We start from the raw sequence: 15,314 nt of genomic DNA, 5'->3' as shown, positions 1-15,314 counted from the left end.
CCAAGGTAGGGTGTCTAGGGTTTAGCAACCTCACCTTTGCCACAGCGCAGGTCGCTATCCACCCTCCTCATAGGATCTTGTGGCCGTACTCGGTGTCGCGGCTGCCTTTGACGATGATATCGGCATGCGGCTCGAACAGGCTGACCAGCTTCTCGCTGGCCGGCACCGGCTCGCCGGCCAATACCCGCCGCTCGCTCTGTCTGATGATGCGTTCGACCAACGGCCGATAGTGACGGACCTGGGCCTGCCACAGTGCGATGAGCGGAGTGCTCACTGCTGCCAATCGCTGGGTCGCCTGCGTCAGATAGGCCAAGGTCGTGCGGGTGATTGCGATCAGCTCGCGGTAGAATTGGATCCGATTGGGTCGACCGCGCGTGAACTGGATCTTGCGAGCGCGCTTCTTGGCTGCGCGGCAATGATCGCGCCATGATGAGCCGGCGCCGCCGGCCAAGGTATCGGCCCGCTTCAGCAGGCGCACCATGACCCGCACCGCATCCCAAAGCAGGCTGCTGTCGCTCGGCTCGTGCATGAGTGCCGAGGTCGCGGTGCTGTCCAGCCGCACGACCGTGCCGTCTTCGAGCTTCGCCTCCCGAGCGCCCGACAGCAGTGTCCGATTGATCTGTTCCCAAGTCTCGGGCCGGATCGCGCTAATGGTCTTTTGTAGTACAGACTTCTGGGGGCTCCATGACCACGGCAGGCGGGCAAAGGCGCGAAACGAGGCGGAGTCCTCGAGGTGGAACGCCAGTTCCTGGTAGCTCAGTTGCCGGTACTGCTTGAGGATCGCGCAGCGCAATACCGCTTCGCCCGGCAAGCCCTGCCGCCCGGTGGCCTTGACGCCGACCCGAACCAAATCGCGAGCCACCAAGCCGAGCAGATCGCGATGTTCGTCCAGCCATTGCGACATCGCCTTCAACTCGTGGCCGATCTCGTGCGTGGCGAAAACATCGAATATGCTGGCTTGGACGGTGCGTTCTTGGCGCATTGTCGGGCTCCGGCGGTGACAGGTTTTGGACTCAGTAGCATGATCCAAGATACCTGAAACCGCCGGGCCTTGCTCGCGCAAAGCTACGATTCAATCAATAAAATCAAATATTTGCCCGTTTGTGGACGGAAACTAGTCTAGAACGAGATGGATTATTGTGGGCGCGCGATGGCCACCAAGCTTGGCTTCCCCTTTGGGTATCACGCCAGGTCTTGTATTTCACCGACTTGCGTCGTGCACCTGCCGGAACATTGCGAAATTGGGGCCCAATTGAAGTGCTGGACGAAACCGGCGCCGGCACCGAATCGATGATCCGTCCGGTCTCATAAGTCAGGTCGCGCCCGCCCTGGCGATTTCGCCTGCATCGGACGGCGTCGAGAATCTTTTGCGCGACATTGATAACAGCGTGCGCAACGAGTCCTTGCACTACTTTGGCAGGTTTTTAGCGGCGGGCGAGTTTTTGGAATTCCCAAGAGAGAGTTTGCGTGATTCATAGGAGGTCGGCTTGTGGAGGGCCGATCAATGGATGTGGACTGGCAAGCCGATCTCGAGCACTGGCTTCAACCGTTTTTGGCAGGTCTTTCGCATCCAGCTCGGCGCCGGATGTGTCCGCTGTACATTGCTGGTCTGATCGGGCCGGGCGACCGTAAGAGCGTACAACCGATGGCCGCGCGAGCGGGCGATGTAGGCTACGATCAACTGGGAGATCGAGCAACAATATGACGAGATGGTCAAATATGCCGTCGCCATGCATGGCGGGATAGCCGATCCCGAAGCGATCCTGCGGCGCTTTGTCCGCGCCGAGATGATGCACCCGACCTACAAGGCACCTCGCCGAGCTTGGCCGGGCTATCGAGACGATCTTCCTGTGCAGGTATTTGCGCCACGAGGCGTTTCGCCGCGAAATCCACGAAGGGCTGAACGTCGTCGAGAACTGGAACAGCGCCACCAGCTTCGTATTTTTCGGCAAGGGTGGCGAGATCGCTTCCAACCGGCTCGACGATCAGGAGATATCGGCGATGGCCCTGCATCTGCTGCAGGCGTCGCTGGTCTACGTGAACACGCGCATGATGCAGTCAGTGCTCGCCGAGCCGAACTGGTCGGCACGGCTGACGCCGGAAGACTACCGCGGCCTGACGCCGTTCATCTACGCCCATGTCAATCCTTATGGCCGCTTCGATCTCGATCTGGATCGCCGGATCGATTTCGAGCAGAAACAAGCGGCGTGACCCATCGAAGGGAATGTAGAAATGCCTGTATCGAAGAAGCCCCGAAAAGGCAGTGGCGAAATCCAAGCAGCCGGAAAATGACAATACTCTGCCTCCGATGCCGGACGGGCGCGGCATGGAGGGGTTCATGACAGGTCTTTTCGGCGGACAACGTGGGAGCGACCCGACCGACGCCGCGCAAGACGTCATGTATGAGGCCTGGGAAGCGACCAGTCGTAGCAAGCGTATCGCGCTGGCCAGGAAAGCGCTCAAAATCTCGCCGTTGTACGCCGACGCTTATGTGTTGCTCGCGGAGGAAGAGGCCAACTCCGTCGAGGAAATGCTGGATTGCTACCAGAAGGGGGTCGAGGCCGGAGAAGAGGCGCTCGGACCGGAAGGGTTCGAGGAATATGCCGGTCACTTCTGGGGTTTTCTCGAGACGCGCCCCTACATGCGGGCACGGGCAGGTCTTGCCGCCGTACTCTGGCGGCTTGGTCGGCATCAGGAGGCCATCGACCATTATCAGGCGATGCTCGAGCTCAATCCGAATGACAATCAGGGCATCCACTACGTGCTGGCCGGGCATTTGCTGGCACGCGACGACATCAAGGCCCTGAGGAAGCTGCTCAAACGGTACGAAGACGATTGCGCTGCTGCATGGCTCTACACGCGGGCCCTTCTTGCCTTTCGTGAAAGCGATCCGGATGCCGGGAAGGCTTGCCGAGGAGGCCTGGCTCGCGAACAGCCATGTGCCGGGCGTCCTGTCCGGCAAGCAGCCTCTCGTCGCCTCCACGGAGGGATACATCACCATGGGCGGTGAAGACGAGGCAGCTGACTACGTCGAGGAAAACGGCAGGGCTTGGCAGGCCACTCCCGGCGCATTCGCGTGGCTGGCGGAAGTTACCAGAAAGCTGAAACAACGAAGACGGCGTAACTGACCGCCCGAAACCGATGTATACCCGGCCTAAACATCCGCCATGAACACGTCGCGACCGGAAAAGTCCGTAGGGCTCAATCTGCGTTAATGAACAGATCGTCGCGTCGGCACACCCAAAATGAACAGTTTGCATGACCCGCATCGGATACGCCCGCACCTCCACCACCGACCAGAACCTCGCCGCGCAAATCGCCGCGCTCAAGGCCGCCGGCTGCGAGGTCATTCGGGAGGAGCAGAAGAGCGGCTCTACTCTGGAAGGCCGCCCGCAGCTCAACACCATTCTCGACTTCATTCATGCCGGCGAGACGCTTGTCGTCACCGGATCGACCGGCTGGCCAGATCGCTGCGCGACATGCCAGGTGATCGTGGACAGGCTCAAAACGAAGGGCGCGCATCTCTTCGCGACAGAACAGCCTGTTGATACGTCGACCGCCGCCGGTAAGGCCTTCTTTGACATGCTTGGTGTCTTTGCCGAGTTCGAGACCAATCTGCGGCGCGAGCGCCAAGAGAGCCGTTGCGCCCCGCTTCCTGGGCTCGTTGAGCCAGCCCCGAAGGGCTTGCTGTGCAACCTTGGTGAGTGGCGTACTTCGCTCCTTGCGGCCCTTGCCAACGCATCGCACGTGGGCACCGTGCCCCAGCATCATCGAGTCCCGGTCGAGATCGATGATCTCCAAGACCCGCAACCCGTTTGCGCGGCCAGCAAGAGCAGTGTGTGATCACGCCGTCCCAACCATGTGCTGCGATCCGGACAGGCCAGGATCGCTTCAATCTCGGGCCTGGTGAGAAACTGAAGCTGTCGCTTGTCGCATCGCTTGCTCGGGATCGCGAGCACGCGTTGAATCTGGGCGCTATGGGCCGGCTCCTCGAACGACGCATATCTGAAGAAAGACCGGAATGGCCGTGAGGCGGAGATTCCGGGTCCTCACTGAGGCGGATCGCTGTGTCTCGAGGTCCTCCAGGAATGCGCCGATGAAAGGCGCGTCCAAATCCCGCAGTGTCAACTGCGACGGAGACCTGCCAAGGCGTGTCTGCGCGAATGCAAACAGGAGCCGGAAGGTGTCGCGATAGGAGGCGATGGTGTTGGAGCTTACGCCTCGATGTCGCATGAGCCGATCGGTGAACCACCGCTCGATCAGCACGGCCAGATCGTTCGGGGCACTCATGAGCGAGCCTCCCACCGCTTATCCAGCAGTCGCGCGGCATGAGTCATTAGCTCCGGCGCGGCGGATAGATACCAGTAGGTGTCGCGAACATTGGCGTGGCCGAGAAAGGTCGAGAGGACCGGCAGTTCCCGCTCGACCAGTTGGTCAGGGCCTGGACGGCGAAACGGTGCCGCTAATTCCGAGCTCGGAATTATCGTCACACGGCCGCCGTGCACCGGGTGATTGCCTGGTCGCTCCGGTCAAGACCTGCAACGGTTGCTCCCGCAACTCGCAACCTACCTTGGCCACATCGATATATGTTCAACGCAGCGCTATTTGCACATGACGCCAGATCTCCTCGATGCAGCCAGCCAGCGCTTTGCGCAATAGTGCAATGGGGGCCGACCATGAAGGATGAGAGTCTCCTTGGTCCGTGGATCCGTCGTTTCCTGTTGGAGAACCCTGATTGCCGCACGCATTCTTTCCCGCAACACCCAAGCCAGCTACCGCGACACGCTTACACTGCTGCTGCCGTTTGTCAGCAAACAACGAGGTTGCGCTATCGATCGTATTGTGGAAGAGCGCGCCGGCAATTGTCCGCAAATTCCTGGACCAAGATCCGTGCACCAACGCCGGTACCCAGCCAGCTATTCTGACTCATTTCTACAACGACGAGCACAGTGCGAGCTTGATCCAATACAGTTATTGAGCGGCTGAGATCTTCGACTTTGGACACGATCGTCTACGACGATGGTGCCACCTCGCCGCTTTCCCGCATAGCTTCTCATGTCGCTTTGTCGGGTCCGCGACACAGGCTGTTGAACCAATCTCTTGTTGGGCCTCAGGCTAAATAGCTGAATGCGATCACAAAATGCTGTTTCTGGCTCGATCGGCCAAATTGGCACGAGGTTTGCGACGTTGGTTTCGATGCTGCGGAAGCTGCCGACTAGGGCATTCATGTTGTGGCTGGTATCGCAATCAATCGAATGAAAGGAACATGTTAGGTCAGCGACGGATCTTATTCTACGGGAAAGAGGCCATCTGCGGACCGGCAATGGCCTCCGCCCCATAACTGGCCAACCTGCGCCTGACCGCGATCTCCGTCGTGACCGCGATCCCTTCTTAAAAGCCATTCTTCGACCTATCGCAGCACATCGATCAATCCCCGTCTCTGGGACTGAGACACTGCAGTCCCTCGTTGGGGCAGTGGTCCATAGAAAGAGGAAACCTGTAGATGAGAAAAGTCGTTGCCGCAAAACTTCATGGCATCACTGTAACCGACGCGGATCTGAACTACCACGGTTCAATAACTCTGGACCCAGATCATTGCGAAGAGGTGGGTATTCTTCCGCTGGAATTCGTTGAGATCTGGAATAAGGCATCAGGCGCGCGAATCAGCACGTACGTCATTTACGGTGAGAGGGGTTCTCGTTGCTGTGTGCTGAACGGAGCCGCTGCTCGCACCTGCCAGGTCGGAGATGAGATAATCATTTGCTCCTCCGCATATATTGAGCAGCATCGGATCGTAGAGATCAAGCCGCGAGTGCTGACATTCAGCCCGGACAATTCTGTCCGCGACCGCATGTTCTACGATGGTGGGATCAATGAGGATGGAACGATGACGTTCGCGGTTCGCGACGGCTCTCCTGGCACAACGAATCACTGATAGCTCATCGGGTGCACCCACCAGACGGTGAAAGATACGAAGGGCAGAAGCGTCTCGTTTAATCCAGCTGTTTGTTCGTGGCCCAAGCGCAACAACTACCTTCGACAGGCCCAGCACATCGAGGCCGTGCGCGCCATGGCTGCAGGCCAAGCCGCAACACACTGTCCTCGACGGGAGACAAATCACAGTGGCTACATTCATCGAGATACGAGAACAGCCGGACGATTCGGATCGGAACGTCATCTTCGACGCTTTAGAGGTTTATAACTCAAGAATGGCCGGCCCTTACAATCCAGAGTCTGTTGCAGTTCTCATCAAAAACTCCGGAAACGGCCGAACGGCAGGCGGCCTTTGGGCAAGGTGCTACTATGACTGGCTGTACATCGACTTAATATTTGTCCCGGAACAATTCCGCAATCGGAAAATCGGCACACAGCTAATAGAATCTGCAGAGAAGTGGGCTCTTCGACGGGGATGTGTCGGAGTGTGGCTAAATACTTTCGAGTTTCAAGCGCCGGGATTCTACCAGTCTCTCGGATACGAGATCTTCGGTTACCTACCAAACTATCCACGCGGATTCGGACGATATTTCCTTCGAAGGTATTTTCCGTGAGCGGTTTAGTTTAGGGCCTAGGAGGGTTGCTGTGGCGAAAGTCATGGACTAATCGTTCGCCTAGGGATCGGGTGACCTGTTTCGCAATATGCAGGTATCGAGGTTTGCGTAAGCTATCCTCGCACAGAGCCTTACGCATAGAAGACGGACCATGGACGATAGCATCACGTATGTTGGTTTGGATGTTCACAAAGAGACGATCGCGGTGGCACTTGCCAATGCCGGTGGGCGCGACGGGAGTGCACGGATCATTTAGCGATCGTGGTGTAGGCGAGCTGCAATCTTAATAGCCGGCGCCGCAGCGATGCCCTTCAAGCACAATTCTTCCCGCCGCCATCGTATAGGAAAGATGAAATTCAAGGTGACGAACTGGCCCGACGGGGCTTAGCCAAGTGACGGAGTTTCGACCGAGAGGACGTGAATAGTCTTTATTGTCGGACGATCAAACTATGTACCCGAAGATTTCAAAAAAGGGACAAAGGGTAAACAACATGCAATTAGAAATCGATGGTGGTTTAACGACGTCGGAATTCCAGGCCCGAGTCTCCCGCGCTCAGAAACTGATGGGCGAATATAAACTCGACGGGCTGCTGCTCTCGTCCATGGATAACATCCGATACATCGTCGGTATCGATTCCACCTTTTGGGAGAGCTACACACGTCCATGGTTCGTGCTCGTGCCCGCAGAAGGAGATCCGACGGCGATCATTCCTGAGATCGGCCGCTCTATTATGGAAACGACCTGGGTGAAAGAGATACGGTCGTGGCCGTCGCCCCGCCCCGAAGACGAAGGTACTTCCCTTCTCGTGAATGCGATCTCCGAACTCCCACGTCGTCACGGACGCGTCGGGGCCGAGCTGGGAATCGAACTAAGGCTGGGAATGCCCGTAGCTCAGCTGTTGGATGTCATCACCAAGCTGAAGGGCATCGAGATCGTCGACGGGGCAAATGTGATCTGGCAGCTGCGCATGATTAAGAGTCAGGTAGAGGTCGCACGGATCAAGAGAGCCATAGACATCACGGGGACTGTCTTCGAGGCCGTGCCAGACTTTGTTAAAGTCGGCGATACGGAGCGAACCATTCAGCGGGAGTTTCGCGCACGTCTGAATTCCGGAGGCGCTGGTGCAATACCTGCAGTTATTTGCAGGTCCGACGTGGGAGGACCGTTTGAGATTACAGGCGGTCCTCGTGACCGTCCGATCGTCGATGGCGATCTACTGTTTATCGACACTGGCACGACATATGATGGCTATTACTGCGACTACGACCGGAATTACCGGGTTGGGAACGTGAGCGATGCGCTGCTGCAAGCACACGAGCGTGTTTGGCAGGCTAATGAGATCGGCCTCGCGGCCGCGAGGCCAGGCGTCACGGCGGCGTCGGTGTTCGAGCAAATGGCAAATGTTCTTTCTTCAGGCGATAAGAACCTTAACAGCAACGGACGGATGGGACATGGGCTCGGGCTCCGCGTAACCGAACCGCCGTCGATCCGGCTAGGCGACCAGACCGTGCTCGTGCCTGGCATGGTGCTCTGCATTGAGCCAGGCCTTGAGTATGAGGCCGGCAAGATCGTCCTTCATGAGGAGACAGTCTTGATCACTGAAGATGGGGCGCAATTGCTTACAAAGCGCGCACCTCGGCAGCTCCCGCGAATCGGCTGATACTAGTTCCTCGACACAGAGATTATGACTCGTTGAAGGTCGGCGTGGGATAGGCATTGGCCATCTTGGCGCAGGCGGTCTGAGTGGAGCCATTTGATGCGAGCACGGCGGTCGTTTCGCCGGTTTGCCAGGCGGCGAGTTCGGCGGCCAGGTGCTGGAGATTATCGATGCGGCGATCGAGGCACTGTCGCTCGAGGACGCCGATCTCGATCTCGACCATGTTGAGCCGACTGGCTTGCTTGGGCGTGTAGTGGAATTCGATGCGCTTGAGCAGGCGGCGTGTTTCCCACGGCGGGAAAGCTGTGTAGAGCGCGGCGGGCGTGTGGGTCGACAGGTTGTCGAGAACGACTCTGATGCATTCGGCCTTCGGGAAATGGCGATCGACCAGCTCGCGCATGCAGAGCGCGAAGTCGTCGGCGGTTCGCCGCTCGGTTACCTTGACGCTTCGCCAGGGGCGATGGGCATCGAGGCCGACGAAGAGATTGGCGGTGCCGTTGCGACGATACTCGTAGTCGATACGTTGCGGCTGTCGCGGTGCGGCGGGGCTCGGCTGGCGGACCTCGCCGATGAGTTGGGTCGGGCTCTCGTCGAAACAGACCACCGGTCGCTGAGGATCGGGAGCTTCGGCGTAGAGGTCGAGCACGTCCTCCATGCGCGCGACGTACTCGGCATCGACCTTGGGAACGCACCGTCGAAGCCGTCGAGTTCGCGCACGAACGGGAACTGCGCGATCTTGCTCGACATGGAGATGCTCCGCTCGTCGCGCCGTGCGATCTCGCGCGACACCAGGAAAGCCAAGGCCTCGCGCAAGGTCATCTTCGAACGGGCCGCTTCGTCCAGCAGCGTGTCGAGCTGGTCGCGGATCGCCGTCAACTTCAGCCGATCCAGGGTTGCGATCAGTACGTCATGATCGAGGGTCGTCATCACCAGCCCCCTCCGACCACCGCTTCGTACTCGGCGAGTGGCCGCAGCAAGGTGGCCGGGGCGATCTCGATGCGCTCGGCGCGCACCGGCCCTTCGAAGCCGGCAACGCCGACAAAATGCATTCGGTCCACGATGCGCTGTCGTCGCCCGTCGAAGACACCCGGCAACAAGAGGCACAGCCTTCGCTATGGCGGCGATGTTCGCGAAGCGCTGGTGGTGTTGTGGGAGGCATCGGAGCGCCTGTGTTCCAAACGGCTGCGGCCGTTGATACCTGTCTTGTTGCCAGCGCTTGAACGGCATGGCCGGCTAGAACCTCGATGCCGCGCTCCGCGGCAAGCTGCTGACGATGAGCCCGGCGACGATGGATCGGCTTTTGGCGGAGGTACGTGTTGTGGCTCGCGGCGGCCAGCGCCGGCGAGCAGGAATGAGTTCGGCGGTTCGCCGATCGGTGCCGGTGCGTACCTTCGGGGACTGGAATGATCCGCCGCCCGGTTACGTCGAGGTCGATTTCGTGGCGCATTCCGGCACATCTTCGTCCGGCAGCTTTGTGCAGACGATGGTGTTGACCGATATTGCCACGGGGTGGACCGAATGCGTTCCAGTCCGCACGCGCGACAGCGGCAATGTGATCGTGGCGATCAAGCAGGCCCGCTCGTTCTTTCCCTTCCCCCTGCTGGGCGTAGATTTCGACAACGACAGCGCCTTCATGAACGAGTTCGTCGTCTCCTGGTGCCGAAGTGAGGAACTGGAAGTGACGCGCTCTCGTGCCTATCGAAAGAATGACCAGGCGCATGTGGAGCAGAAGAATGGCGCCATCGTGCGTCGCCTGGTGGGGTATGGTCGGTTTGTCGGCGCGGAGGCAACAGCCGCTCTTGGCCAACTTTATGCTGTGGTGCGGCTTTACGGCAATCTGTTCCAGCCGTCATTCAAGCTTCAGGAGAAGACGCGGATCGGCGCTCGTGTGATCAAGCGCTATCATCCGCCAGTTCCGCCTGCAGCCCGTGTCCTTACACATCCGGGTGTGGCCGAGGCCAACAAGCAGCAGCTACAGGCGATGATGGAAACCGCCGATCCCGTGCTGCTGTTTGCTGGTCTCCGCGCCGCGCAGGCGGAGCTTGGACGGCGGGTCGATCGTCGTGGCCTGAATGCGAAGATTGAGGAGGCGGCCGTTATCGATCTCCAGCGCTTCACCGCGAATCTGAAGACGGCCTGGAAGAGTGGCGAGACCCGACCAACGCATCGGCGGCCGTATCGGCGGACCAAACCCTATCCGAAGAGGCCCAGCATGTACGAGCCGTTCGAGGCGCAGATCAAGGCATGGCTCGAGGAAGAGCCGGCGCTGTCGGCAGCAAGTGTGTTGCTACGCCTGACAAAGATCGACCCGTCGCGCTTCAAGGAGAGGAACCTGAGAATGGTGCAACGGCTTGTGAAGGCCTGGCGGATGGAATTGGCTGGGCTGATCATCCTCGATGGCGGCTGGATGAAGAGCTGGCCGCTATCTCCCTCCGCCGCGACGGAGGGAGATAGGGGCCATGTCGGCCCCATCGCGCTCGGTAACATTCCTCGCTGAGGCAATAGGGGGGTCAATTGTGCATGTCGCCTGACACCGGCTTCATCAAGCGCAGTCCGGGCGTCGCACGAAGCATCGAACTGCTGATTGATCCAGAGGACCTCCCGGTCCTACGCTAGCGCCAACTCGTCAAAACCTCTGTGTCGCAGAACTAGTTGATCGATGGGCGGGAGGCTACATCCAGCGCGTCGCATAGCCAGATGAGCGGATCAGAAATAGCTCCAGTGAACCGATTTCCCGCCGAACGGCTGGATGTTCCAGTGCTTCGCAAAAAAATGCTTTCCCTCGCGAAGAAGCTATGTTGATGGGGCGTTGGTGCACGGATCATTTAGCGATCGTGGTGTAGGCGAGCTGCGATCTCAATAGCCGGTTGCCGCAGCGATGCCTTCAAGCACAATCCTTCCCGCCGCCATCGTATAGGAAAGATGAAATTCAAGGTGACGAACTGGCCGGAATATGAGGCGGGGCTACGCGAACGCGGCAGCCTGACCCTGTGGCTGACGCCGGAAGCGGTTGCTGGTTGGGCTGCCCCACGACGCAAGACCCGCGGCGGTCAGCCGCGCCATTCCGATCTCGCGATTGAAACCGCCTTGACGCTGGGCCTGGTGTTCGGCCTACGACTGCGCCAGGCCGGTGGCGACCAGCCCGACGAAATTGAGCGCATCGATGCGACGGAAATATTCGGCGTCGCTCGATCGGCTGCAGGGTCACTTCGACGGCAAGGTCTGGGTCATAGCAGAGATCCAGGAACGAACCGGCCCGTCTGCGTGTCTCCCTATATTCCGGCAGATAGCGCCCGGCCTGACGCATCATCCAGAGCGGAGGCGGAAAATGAGCCTTGCCCTTCAGGACGTCCAGCATGATCCGGTTCTGGGGCATCGAGCGCTCGCTTCTCCTAGCCTCTTCTATAATCAAAGATTCTTATATCTAAGATTCTTCTGATTCTAAGAGTCTGTAAGGCTTCCGGCATCGCTGCTGCAATTGATGGGGCTGGCGCTCGCCGTCCCCGACCATACCGCGCTCAGCCGACGGGCGCGGACGTGGCGACGCCCAACAGACGGGTTGATCGACAGGGTCCACCAGACGCCAACCGCGATGGGATTTGGCGCTATGGTTCTCCTCCAGCACTGGGCCGCGCCATAGACTATCGCCAAGAACATGCACCGGGCCGTAAGTTGCATCTGGCACTGGACGCGGATAACGGCGAGATCATCGCCCACACGATGACCGACCAGGACACTGGCGATGCCTCGCAGGTGGGCCCACTGCTCGATCAGATCGGCGGCCCAATCGGACGGTTCAGCGCCGATGGCGCCTATGACGGGAGGCCCACCTACGACGCGATCATCGGCCATAGGGCCGATGCTGCCATCGTCATTCCGCCACGCGTCAACGCAGTCGAACCGAACGGCGATCAACCGCCCGACCAAAGGGATAAGCATATTGCGGCAATCATCAGAGACGGCCGGATGAAATGGCAAGCCTCCACCGGCTACGCAGGCGCGCGCTGGTCGAGACCGCCATCGGGCTCGGTCTGCCTCACGCTCAGCAGACGGAAGTCGCCATCGGCTGCGCCATCCTCAACCGCATGCTTGGCTGCGCACGTCCAAAATCCGTTCCCGCAAGCCAAGTCGTATAGCCAACATTATCAAAGATCGATATTCGCCATCCTTCAGATCCCTGCACCAACGCCGTATTCAACCCCAGAGAAATTATTGGTCTCCTGCATTACGCCGGTGTGACGAAGGGCGTAATGCACATGGCGCCCAACCGGCATGCAACTTGCTGCTGTAAATTTTGGGCGTCCGCGGTCTCTCGGAGATCAGTGGCTGGATGACAGCCTTGTCGAAGCTGAGACCGGCGAGCTAGCCACGGCGACTCCTTGGGATTCGAAAGACGACTAAGGGTGCTCCTTCGCAGCTACTGATCAGGTGTTGAATGGACAAATTTGGCAACGACGAGCTGCAAACGGATGATGATCAAGTACTGGACGAACCATGTTTTATGAACCGGCAGTTCTTGGCCCTCAGATTCTGAGGTGGCCTGCTTGCATCTACTCCACTCGGAGGAATATATGGACACTTTGGCCGGACAGAACGCACTTCGACAAGCCCGCAAAAAGCGGATCAAGGCGTCACATGCGCTCGACGGTGACGCCGATCGCTTGATCCAATATTATCGTGAATGGGCCGGTTCCTACGAACTGGACGTCGAGCGCGAACACTACCGCGGCCCCTTGATTGTGGCGGAACTGGCGGGCGCCGTGCAAGCGGCCTATATCGGCAGAGAGCGAGCAGCCATAGCAATCCTGGACGCTGGCTGCGGTACAGGCCTAGTTGGCGTTGAACTGGTTCATCTCGGCTTCCGCTTGATCGACGGCTTTGATCTCTGCGAGACGATGGCCGAAATGGCGAGGCAAACCGGCACCTACCGCAATGTACAAGGCGATGTTGACCTCAAGAGACCGCTCTCGGACTATTCCAGCGCGAGCTATGATATGACGGTGTGCTGCGGCGTCTTTACACTCGGACATGTCCGCCCGAATGGGCTGCGCGAGTTGGCCCGCGTGACGCGCCCGAACGGATTTGTGGTGGTAAGCACTGAAAGGAGCTATGCGGTCGCAACATCGTTTGAAAATGAGGTGCTGCGTCTCCAGGAGGCAGGCGTCCTTACACCAGTACAATATCTGCGCAACGGCAGATACATCGGGGATGAGGACGCGCACTACTGGGCTTTCCAAGTCCATCAGTCGCCCGGCGGCAAAGGCAATTATCTCGCGTAGAAGATCGGCACCCGCGCTCTTCCTTCTCTTCCTCATGAGCGCGAAGGTTCATCATGGCGTCGGGTGATCGGGTGGTCTCTCTGCATTCGGGCTGGCTTGGATAATCATAGAGCGTACCGGAAAGAACGATGACCACCGTGCTGTTGAGCCACCACCCGTCCCGTGACGTCACCTTTGTGACAGCCCTGTCCGGTTGAAGACGTCCATGTTGGGACCCGACACACCGAGGCACAAGTAATCCGCCGTAACGGCGCGAAACACATGGTGTCACGCCGCTTGTTCGCACGACCTCTCGTGGCACGCCGATTGCATGGAACACGGTGAAGCAACTGTTATGACCATAGCGGTCTCGCAGTCTCAGCCGAGGAGGTCTACATGAAGCTTGCTCGAACAATCCACATCAACACGACAGATGCTGCACTGTTGAGTGCGGTCCCGTCAATTGAAGCTTTGCCGCGTGCCCGTCGCGGCTGCCGCTGTCATTCCCCCAGCAGCGGCTTTGGTTCCTGTCACGTCCCGAGGGCGCGAGCGCGGACAATCGCCACCACCATCGCGAGCGGATCAGCAGAGAGGCCAGCGCGTCGACGACTGTGATCTACAGGCAGAGCGTCAAGCCCCCGAGGACGGCGGGTCACGCGGCCATGATGCAGGCAAGAAAGTCAAGTGCCGCAAGCATCGCGCCATGGTCGACACCGATACGCGAGCCCTGTTTCGATGATCTGGGTCTCGTCTCTTAGCGGCAAATCACATGTTAAAGAGCCTGAAGGGAGGCGATATGTCGATCCAGAATCCGACCCATTCCATCGGCCCTGCAGGAAGCAGGACGAGCAAGACTGCAGAACTCAAAAAAGCAGCAGCCGATGAAGTCTGGAAGCCCTACATGTATCACCAGACGTTCGATGGCGAAGGTACGGCCGAAAGCCTCGCCGAGGATGGGCAGCCGCCTGGGAATCATTCCGGCGAGGGTAGCGCTCTTTGCTGCGGCACATTCGGCGAGTTGCTGCAAGGCCAGTTGCCGATCGGCTCCGTTCCCCGTGACTGCCATTTCTTGGTTACGATGCCCATCGCGCTCTTTGCGCGGGCCCACTTTATGCCGATTGTAGGCACCCGATCTGTAACCGTTTATCCGCCACATAAAGTCAAAGCCAAACGATTGGGTGAAAAGCTCGTGGTCGCGCTCGGCGTCTCAGGAGGAACCCTCCTTTTGCAATCGGAACTCCCCGAAGGCAAAGGCCTGGCGAGTTCGTCTGCGGATCTTGTTGCGACTGCACGGTCAATTGCCTCATGCTTTAAACGTAGAGTCAGGACATCCTTGATCGAGAATCTCATGGCGGAAATCGAGCCATCCGACGGGGTGATGTACCCCGGCGTGGTCGCATATCAACAGCGATCGTGTAGCCTTTTCTCCTTCCTTGGGCAGATGCCGCCGCTTGCTATTGTTGGCCTCGATGAAGGCGGAACGGTCGAAACCGTAGACTATGATCAACGGCGAGGTGAAATCTCCGCTACTCACAGAACCCAGTATTACGAACTGCTCGACCGCGCGCGGATAGCAATTCCGAGGGGTGACACGGCCACAATAGGCAGAATAGCTACAGCCAGTGCGCTCCTGCATCAGGAGCGCGCTCCGAAGGAACATCTGAACGCGATGCTGAAAGCATCCCAGGACACTGGCGCGCTCGGCGTCATAGTCGCTCACAGCGGTACGATGATTGGCATCCTGCTCGATCGAATGGCGCCTGACTTCCCACGAAAGCTTCGGTCGGTGGTCGAGCATGTATCGCTGTTCGACACCTCGCCAAAAATATATCTGACCATGAATTGATGCT

9 protein-coding genes and 9 pseudogenes are annotated in these 15,314 nt (G+C 58.9%); 12 read left to right on the top strand and 6 right to left on the bottom strand.

What is annotated here, in order from left to right; genetic code table 11:
- Nucleotides 1–73: 73 nt before the first annotated feature.
- Nucleotides 74–982, bottom strand: a pseudogene (locus NKJ77_RS30310) (transposase); the annotation flags it as partial.
- A 485-nt stretch (nt 983–1,467) separates the two neighbouring features.
- Between NKJ77_RS30310 and NKJ77_RS30305 the strand changes: the two are divergent.
- From NKJ77_RS30305 to NKJ77_RS30290, 4 genes and pseudogenes are all read left to right on the top strand, one after another.
- Nucleotides 1,468–1,684, top strand: a pseudogene (locus tag NKJ77_RS30305) (transposase); the annotation flags it as partial.
- Nucleotides 1,677–2,211, top strand: a pseudogene (locus NKJ77_RS30300) (Tn3 family transposase); the annotation flags it as partial. The pseudogenes NKJ77_RS30305 and NKJ77_RS30300, both read left to right, overlap by 8 nt.
- Nucleotides 2,212–2,263: 52 nt before the next feature.
- Nucleotides 2,264–3,010 (top strand): tetratricopeptide repeat protein, encoded by a 747-nt coding sequence (locus tag NKJ77_RS30295; RefSeq protein ID WP_352536240.1) that lies wholly within the window; start codon nt 2,264–2,266, stop codon nt 3,008–3,010.
- 248 nt (nt 3,011–3,258) lie between these two features.
- Nucleotides 3,259–3,843: a recombinase family protein gene (locus NKJ77_RS30290; RefSeq protein ID WP_352536239.1), complete on the top strand. Its 585-nt coding sequence runs from the start codon at nt 3,259–3,261 to the stop codon at nt 3,841–3,843.
- Between the two features lie 132 nt (nt 3,844–3,975).
- Here the strand turns inward: NKJ77_RS30290 and NKJ77_RS30285 are convergent, their stop codons facing one another.
- Nucleotides 3,976–4,290: a site-specific integrase gene (locus tag NKJ77_RS30285; RefSeq protein WP_352536238.1), complete on the bottom strand. Its 315-nt coding sequence runs from the start codon at nt 4,288–4,290 to the stop codon at nt 3,976–3,978.
- Nucleotides 4,291–5,503: 1,213 nt separating this feature from the next.
- Between NKJ77_RS30285 and panD the strand changes: the two genes are divergently transcribed.
- The 3 genes from panD (at nt 5,504) to NKJ77_RS30265 (ending at nt 8,209) form a co-directional block, all read left to right on the top strand.
- Nucleotides 5,504–5,935, top strand: a complete 432-nt coding sequence (gene panD / locus NKJ77_RS30275) for an aspartate 1-decarboxylase (protein ID WP_352536237.1) — start codon at nt 5,504–5,506, stop codon at nt 5,933–5,935.
- A 274-nt stretch (nt 5,936–6,209) separates the two neighbouring features.
- Complete coding sequence (locus NKJ77_RS30270; RefSeq protein WP_352536245.1) at nt 6,210–6,548, top strand: GNAT family N-acetyltransferase; 339 nt, start codon at nt 6,210–6,212, stop codon at nt 6,546–6,548.
- A gap of 449 nt (nt 6,549–6,997) precedes the next feature.
- Nucleotides 6,998–8,209, top strand: coding sequence for a M24 family metallopeptidase (locus NKJ77_RS30265; RefSeq protein ID WP_352536236.1), 1,212 nt, complete (start codon nt 6,998–7,000; stop codon nt 8,207–8,209).
- 22 nt (nt 8,210–8,231) lie between these two features.
- On the opposite strand, the pseudogene NKJ77_RS30260 reads toward NKJ77_RS30265, so the two are convergent.
- The 3 pseudogenes from NKJ77_RS30260 to NKJ77_RS30250 form a co-directional block, all read right to left on the bottom strand.
- Nucleotides 8,232–8,897: pseudogene (locus NKJ77_RS30260) on the bottom strand (IS630 family transposase); the annotation flags it as partial.
- A gap of 2 nt (nt 8,898–8,899) precedes the next feature.
- A pseudogene (locus tag NKJ77_RS30255) lies at nt 8,900–9,133 on the bottom strand (ATP-binding protein); the annotation flags it as partial.
- Nucleotides 9,133–9,285, bottom strand: a pseudogene (locus NKJ77_RS30250) (IS21 family transposase); the annotation flags it as partial. The pseudogenes NKJ77_RS30255 and NKJ77_RS30250, both read right to left, overlap by 1 nt.
- Nucleotides 9,286–9,557: 272 nt before the next feature.
- Between NKJ77_RS30250 and NKJ77_RS30245 the strand changes: the two are divergent.
- Nucleotides 9,558–10,703, top strand: a complete 1,146-nt coding sequence (locus NKJ77_RS30245) for an integrase catalytic domain-containing protein (RefSeq protein WP_352536235.1) — start codon at nt 9,558–9,560, stop codon at nt 10,701–10,703.
- A gap of 425 nt (nt 10,704–11,128) precedes the next feature.
- A pseudogene (locus NKJ77_RS30240) lies at nt 11,129–11,341 on the top strand (transposase); the annotation flags it as partial.
- 49 nt (nt 11,342–11,390) lie between these two features.
- Here NKJ77_RS30240 and NKJ77_RS30235 read toward each other — a convergent pair.
- A pseudogene (locus NKJ77_RS30235) lies at nt 11,391–11,582 on the bottom strand (uroporphyrinogen decarboxylase family protein); the annotation flags it as partial.
- 90 nt (nt 11,583–11,672) lie between these two features.
- Between NKJ77_RS30235 and NKJ77_RS30230 the strand changes: the two are divergent.
- The 3 genes and pseudogenes from NKJ77_RS30230 to NKJ77_RS30215 all read left to right on the top strand — a co-directional run.
- Nucleotides 11,673–12,342, top strand: a pseudogene (locus NKJ77_RS30230) (transposase); the annotation flags it as partial.
- A gap of 435 nt (nt 12,343–12,777) precedes the next feature.
- Nucleotides 12,778–13,485: a class I SAM-dependent DNA methyltransferase gene (locus tag NKJ77_RS30225; RefSeq protein ID WP_352536234.1), complete on the top strand. Its 708-nt coding sequence runs from the start codon at nt 12,778–12,780 to the stop codon at nt 13,483–13,485.
- Nucleotides 13,486–14,260: 775 nt separating this feature from the next.
- Nucleotides 14,261–15,310 carry a GHMP family kinase ATP-binding protein gene (locus NKJ77_RS30215; RefSeq protein ID WP_352536233.1) on the top strand — a complete coding sequence of 350 codons (1,050 nt, stop codon included), beginning with the start codon at nt 14,261–14,263 and terminating at the stop codon, nt 15,308–15,310.
- Nucleotides 15,311–15,314 lie beyond the last annotated feature (4 nt).

The sequence above is a fragment of the Mesorhizobium sp. M0052 genome (genome assembly GCF_040323255.1).
Lineage (GTDB): Bacteria > Pseudomonadota > Alphaproteobacteria > Rhizobiales > Rhizobiaceae > Mesorhizobium.
Note: the sequence above shows the minus strand (reverse complement) of the source record. Positions and strands in the feature narration are given on the sequence as shown.

Bases quoted from the DNA above. Each gene is read 5' to 3' on its own strand.
- NKJ77_RS30245 (WP_352536235.1), top strand. From the start codon at position 9,558: ATGAGTTCGGCGGTTCGCCGATCGGTGCCGGTGCGTACCTTCGGGGAC.
- NKJ77_RS30215 (WP_352536233.1), top strand. From the start codon at position 14,261: ATGTCGATCCAGAATCCGACCCATTCCATCGGCCCTGCAGGAAGCAGG.
- NKJ77_RS30225 (WP_352536234.1), top strand. From the start codon at position 12,778: ATGGACACTTTGGCCGGACAGAACGCACTTCGACAAGCCCGCAAAAAG.
- NKJ77_RS30270 (WP_352536245.1), top strand. From the start codon at position 6,210: ATGGCCGGCCCTTACAATCCAGAGTCTGTTGCAGTTCTCATCAAAAAC.
- NKJ77_RS30290 (WP_352536239.1), top strand. From the start codon at position 3,259: ATGACCCGCATCGGATACGCCCGCACCTCCACCACCGACCAGAACCTC.
- panD (WP_352536237.1), top strand. From the start codon at position 5,504: ATGAGAAAAGTCGTTGCCGCAAAACTTCATGGCATCACTGTAACCGAC.
- NKJ77_RS30265 (WP_352536236.1), top strand. From the start codon at position 6,998: ATGTACCCGAAGATTTCAAAAAAGGGACAAAGGGTAAACAACATGCAA.
- NKJ77_RS30285 (WP_352536238.1), bottom strand. From the start codon at position 4,290: ATGAGTGCCCCGAACGATCTGGCCGTGCTGATCGAGCGGTGGTTCACC.